The sequence below is a fragment of the Ectobacillus panaciterrae DSM 19096 genome, from assembly GCF_000430785.1.
GTDB classification, from domain to species: Bacteria; Bacillota; Bacilli; order Bacillales; family Bacillaceae_G; genus Ectobacillus; species Ectobacillus panaciterrae.
Genome location: NZ_AUMR01000060.1, coordinates 26337 through 30959 on the forward strand (window position 1 = coordinate 26337; position 4623 = coordinate 30959).

6 protein-coding genes and 2 pseudogenes are annotated in these 4623 nt (G+C 36.7%); 4 read left to right on the plus strand and 4 right to left on the minus strand.

All coding sequences use genetic code 11. The annotated features are described in order from the left end of the window. Both H540_RS35575 and H540_RS35385 read left to right on the plus strand, forming a co-directional pair. The coding region (locus H540_RS35575) for a DUF3900 domain-containing protein (protein WP_211241899.1) at window positions 1-117 on the plus strand (117 nt) is incomplete at its 5' end. A gap of 12 nt (window positions 118-129) precedes the next feature. Continuing rightward, a pseudogene (locus H540_RS35385) lies at window positions 130-603 on the plus strand (DUF3898 domain-containing protein); the annotation flags it as partial. Between the two features lie 311 nt (window positions 604-914). Here H540_RS35385 and H540_RS0115060 read toward each other — a convergent pair. Together H540_RS0115060 and H540_RS0115065 are read right to left on the minus strand one after the other, a co-directional pair. Further along, a complete protein-coding gene (locus tag H540_RS0115060) occupies window positions 915-1169 on the minus strand; it encodes a hypothetical protein (RefSeq protein WP_028401369.1) in 255 nt (84 codons plus the stop codon). A 157-nt stretch (window positions 1170-1326) separates the two neighbouring features. Beyond that, complete coding sequence (locus H540_RS0115065; RefSeq protein ID WP_028401370.1) at window positions 1327-1782, minus strand: hypothetical protein; 456 nt, start codon at window positions 1780-1782, stop codon at window positions 1327-1329. A gap of 146 nt (window positions 1783-1928) precedes the next feature. On the opposite strand from H540_RS0115065, the gene H540_RS0115070 reads away from it, so the two are divergent. Next, entirely contained in the window at window positions 1929-2282 is a 354-nt protein-coding gene (locus H540_RS0115070) for a DUF3888 domain-containing protein (RefSeq protein WP_028401371.1), read from the plus strand. Between the two features lie 24 nt (window positions 2283-2306). Here the strand turns inward: H540_RS0115070 and H540_RS0115075 are convergent, their stop codons facing one another. Further along, window positions 2307-2498 (minus strand): hypothetical protein, encoded by a 192-nt coding sequence (locus H540_RS0115075; protein ID WP_028401372.1) that lies wholly within the window; start codon window positions 2496-2498, stop codon window positions 2307-2309. A 332-nt stretch (window positions 2499-2830) separates the two neighbouring features. Here H540_RS0115075 and H540_RS0115085 point away from each other — a divergent pair. Next, window positions 2831-3118 (plus strand): annotated as a pseudogene (locus H540_RS0115085) (DUF3898 domain-containing protein); the annotation flags it as partial. A 1162-nt stretch (window positions 3119-4280) separates the two neighbouring features. Here H540_RS0115085 and tnpA read toward each other — a convergent pair. Then, window positions 4281-4623: IS200/IS605 family transposase (tnpA, locus tag H540_RS0115090; protein WP_028401374.1), on the minus strand; the 343-nt coding region annotated here is incomplete at its 5' end.

Consider the following 4623-nt stretch of genomic DNA (forward strand, 5'->3'; position numbering starts at 1 on the left):
GCCACGCTCATTCGCAATGTCGAAATGGCCATCACTACAAAAAACATGAAGTCGATTCAATATCCGTACATGCCGGAAGAAGGCATGATTGAAGAGCGGGAGCTGAAAATCCACTAGTCTTCCCATGCCCGCTACTTCGAAGATTTTTTGAAGTTCGTCCAATACGAACAATCCATGCCGGAAATTGTAAAGAACCAAGTAACGCCGATAGTATGCGACCGCATTGAAGAAGTGTTCGAGGAAGAAAGCGAAGAACGGCAACAGTTCGAGGAAGCGATAGAGATTTGGTCTGCGAGTCCGAAACGGGAGATGATGGAGCATTTCTCTACTGAAGAAGTCATGGAAGCGACCGCACAAATCGTGGAGCACGCCCCGGAGGTAGAATTGAAGCTAAAGGCTGACCATATTTCCGTGAAAGGACTTCTGGCGGATTTTGGCGAGCAGATTCATATCGCTAAAGTGAATGACAAATATGTGCTGATGATTGAGGCGGATGTGCTTACGTTTGAGAAAGGATTTTCTCCGATTGAGTTTTTGAGGCCGGATGAGTTGGAGAAGGTGATGGAGAGGATTGGGAGGAAGACTGGTACGATGCATGTTTGAGGCAAAAAAGTGATCAAAAATACGGAAAAAATAGGGTTATTGGAGTTGTTTAAGGTTTCCATATATCTATTTGATATACCACTTCTGATGCAAAATTCAGAAGTGGTATTTTATTTCATTGGCTTTGTTAAAGAATTATGTTGTTTTTCTTATTTAACTAATCCAGCATATTAATTGAGTGAAGAAAAGTAATACCCAAATAATGAAAATCATGATAATATTGCTTGGAAAAATCTTATTATGGAGAAAACATACATTTTAAAAAGAGCCTATAAAGGCTCTTCCTACTGTCTTATAGCTTATGTATTACCTCAATAATCTCCTAAGTTAGCATGAAGAATATCCCCTGCTTTAGAGATAACTGCTGTGTAGTTATCACCTTGTACAAAAGTTATATCATCCTGCATAAATACTTCAATCTCTACCTCACTAGGCGGCATAGAGTTGATAATATCTATGATCTTATCCCCATATCCAAAAAGCAGTTGAATGGCTTGAGCCTCAGGACTATCCTGCTCTAATTCCTGTCCTCCAACAACACTAATACTATTTGCAATCAATGTCATAACATGACCTCCAAACATTAGAATACATCACTATTCTACATGTATAGAGCCTTTCCCTTCCTTATTTTCTGCCCTCAGGCATTTCTACCTCATACTTTTCTAAAATTAGACACATCTCAAATTTGACTAGGTTTATACAAGAGTATGTAAAAGAGGCTCAGACCTTAGTGCTGTAGGAATGTAGAGGCCTATACTGCGGAATGTCAGGATAGGTATGGAAGGGATAAAGAGGATACTCATCCCATGTTATGTAATTAAATTTCTCAACCTCTTTGAAGAGGACTTTCTTTCTAAAATTTATAGATGCATTAGGATACTCTTTAAATAATATTGTATTTAAATCTCTAGTAGCTCTAGGATGTTGACTATTTTTGATCTTATGGTAAATCTTTTGATGCACAGGATACTTTCTTGTCCTCAATGCTTGATAAAACTCATCTACAGTTTCATCAAATGCCTTGTCTTTGTTGGCAGGAAATATATAGTTTACTTTTTCCTTTCCTGTTGCCATGCCACTATTAGTTGATTTTAGGGTGGATTCTGCCTGTAGCGGTTGTCCGGTTACCATTAGAACAAAAAAAGCAAAGATGCTGAATAAAACTTTTGGTCTCATGTTGTAAGCTCCTCCATGTTATACCTGTCTACAAAATTAAAGTCAGATAGTGGATGTATTTTGTCCTGATTGCTTGAATTTATGAAGTCTGCATTACTCAAACTATTATTACTTTGCTATAGGTAATTGAATCATGAAGTGAACAGATGAAAAGATTATTAATTGCTTTATCAATGGTTTTATTTTTTGTTTGCTCAACAGTTCAGGCTGAGATACAGGATACTAAAGAAAGATTAATACATGATACTCTAATCACTACTCTAACACCACATATAGCTAATGCAGTAGCAGGACATTATGGAGAACTAACACAATTTGACTTGTTTGATGCAGAATTTCTTGACATAAAAAGGCAAACTGAGGGTGGATATTCATTTACTGTAAAAGTTCAAATTTTACCCTTTGAAGGAGCTCATAACACTATTGGCAAAGATACAATTACAATGGATGTTAATACTGGTAATGTAAGAGTAATCAAATATGAGCATAAGGATTTATAAAACAAAAGAAAAAGAGGAGCTTAATTAGCTCCTTCCTTTGCTTGTCTCCTCAATATCAATTACCTCAGTTATTAAGCTGTTAACTAAAGGCTCATCTATATAGCCTAAAGACTCTTGTATCTCATCAGTAGTTAATCCCTGACTCCTTAGCTGACTAATGGCATCCATTATTTTATCCTCATCAACTAGAGAAACTTTGTCTGTATCCTTTAACATACTGCTCCCTCCTCAGATTGGATGTTTTAGCTGTAGTATACCCAAAATGCCCAAAGATAACAGAAAAAGGAGCTTATTTAGCTCCCTGCTGTATCCCTGCATCAAACTTCTGTAAAGTCTGTATGTATTTACTATCATCAAATTTAAATGTATCAGAACTATGTAAATAGCTGATAACTTCAAACCTCCTAGGCCTTTGCAAGCTCCCCCTATAACGCCCCTACTATCCATGATTCCGAAATTGAAACATAAGTACTTAATATATTCTTATGACTGTAAAGAATAGTTAAAGGTATTTAGAGAGTCTTTCAAAGCGACTTTAACGGATGTACTTATTAAAACATTTCTCTACCGAAGAAGTCATGGAAGTTGCTGCTCAGATCGTCGAGCATGCCCCGGAAGTGGAATTGAAGCTGAAAGCCGACCCTATTTCCGTAAAAGGCTTACTGGCGGATTTTGGCGAGCAGATTCATATTGCGAAAATGAATGACAAGTATGTACTGATGATTGAAGCGGATACGCTTACGTTTGAAAAAGGATTTTCTCCGATTGAGTTTTTGAAGCCGGATGAGTTGGAGAAAGTGATGGAGCAGATTGGAAAGAAAATAGGCATGAGGTAAGGGTTTGTTAGGAAGAAATTTTGGGTTTTGAGTGAACTGCAAGTGTTGATATAACTGTGATTTTGAGCATCTCTGTGACCACAAAAAATTAAGAATTAAGACCTCAGATCTTGTGTTCGAAGGTTTCTATTTTATAAACTAATTCCACTCCTGTTTCTATTATATAAGGAATTCAGGTTAATTCCCCACCAACCTCCCTCAGAATTTACTGAAAGGAGGGTTTTATTGGCAAAAGCGATTAAAAAAGGAACTGAACACCAAGTACATAAATCAGTTTTTTAGTCATACAGTGGTCATACATTAGCGAAAACTAAAGGAAAACGCTGATTTCTCAGCGTTTTTTACGTTGGCTTATTCGTTGACTTAACGCTAACTTGACAACATCGTAACGCTCCGGTCATACGTCTTTTATTGCGGGCTAATTTCGTAATAGGCGGCGTTTTTATTATGTCTGAAAATTAACAACACTCGGCACAACGGAAAGGTAAACATGTGAAGCAACAAGGCCGACCTTCTGCTAGTAATGTACGAAAATTGGACAAGCATACAATCATTTTTAACCTGATCACATACAATGATAAGAATAGTAAATGAGGAGGTGAATAACAATATCAAAGCCAGCCTATGGTTACGTTACACTTGTAGGCCTCAAGCCTATAGAAGTCAAATCAGGTGCAAACATAAAATTTAATAGAAACGGTCCATTAAATCACATAGTGTTTACCCCACCTAGTGACACTCTAATAATTCCTGAACCAGGAGACTATAGAATCGAATATGTATTATTAATTGATGGTCCTGCTTCTATGTCCGTATATGGTTTAGTTTTAAATAATTCTTTAGTAGGCGGACGCCTTACTAATTATGGTATACAAAGACAAGTGGATGGAGCAAGCCTGATGCTCACTGGACAAGCTATTATCAATATACCAGGATGTTCAACACTAACACTTAGAAATATAGGGTCAACTACAAACACCTTACTACCAATTCTAAATGGAAACAGAATTAATGCTGCATCATTAACTATTGAGAAGCTTAGCTTGTAAAACTTATTTGTGCAGCAAAACAAATTTGTCAATATGAGATTGTCTGTATTTCCCCTCCTCTTTACGATAGAAAGAGGAGTTTTTTTATATTCGTGGTTTTACGCCCACGGTTTTCATCCTTGTTCTTGCATGTATTTTTGAATCGTTTCTTTGCTGACATTTCCAATGGAACAAGCGAAACATCCGTCACTCCAAAAGGTTCGTTCCTTCCAAAAATGTTTGGAAAAATACGTTTCATGTTGTTTCCAAATGTGAAACGCAGTCATTTGCTTGCGTAGTCTTACGATTTCAAGAATACCCATCTTAGGTTCATAATGAATAAGCAAATGGATATGATCCTTATCTACTTCTATTTCGACTATTCTAAAATGGTATCTATTGGCTATATCGTGCATGAGTTGTTTCACATCATTTCCAAGTTGAATCAACAACTTTTTTCGATATTTACAAACAAAT

Coding starts and splice junctions, on each gene's coding strand:
- H540_RS0115060 (WP_028401369.1), bottom strand. CDS start 1,169: ATGACATTGATTGCAAATAGTATTAGTGTTGTTGGAGGACAGGAATTA.
- H540_RS0115065 (WP_028401370.1), bottom strand. CDS start 1,782: ATGAGACCAAAAGTTTTATTCAGCATCTTTGCTTTTTTTGTTCTAATG.
- H540_RS0115070 (WP_028401371.1), top strand. CDS start 1,929: ATGAAAAGATTATTAATTGCTTTATCAATGGTTTTATTTTTTGTTTGC.
- H540_RS0115075 (WP_028401372.1), bottom strand. CDS start 2,498: ATGTTAAAGGATACAGACAAAGTTTCTCTAGTTGATGAGGATAAAATA.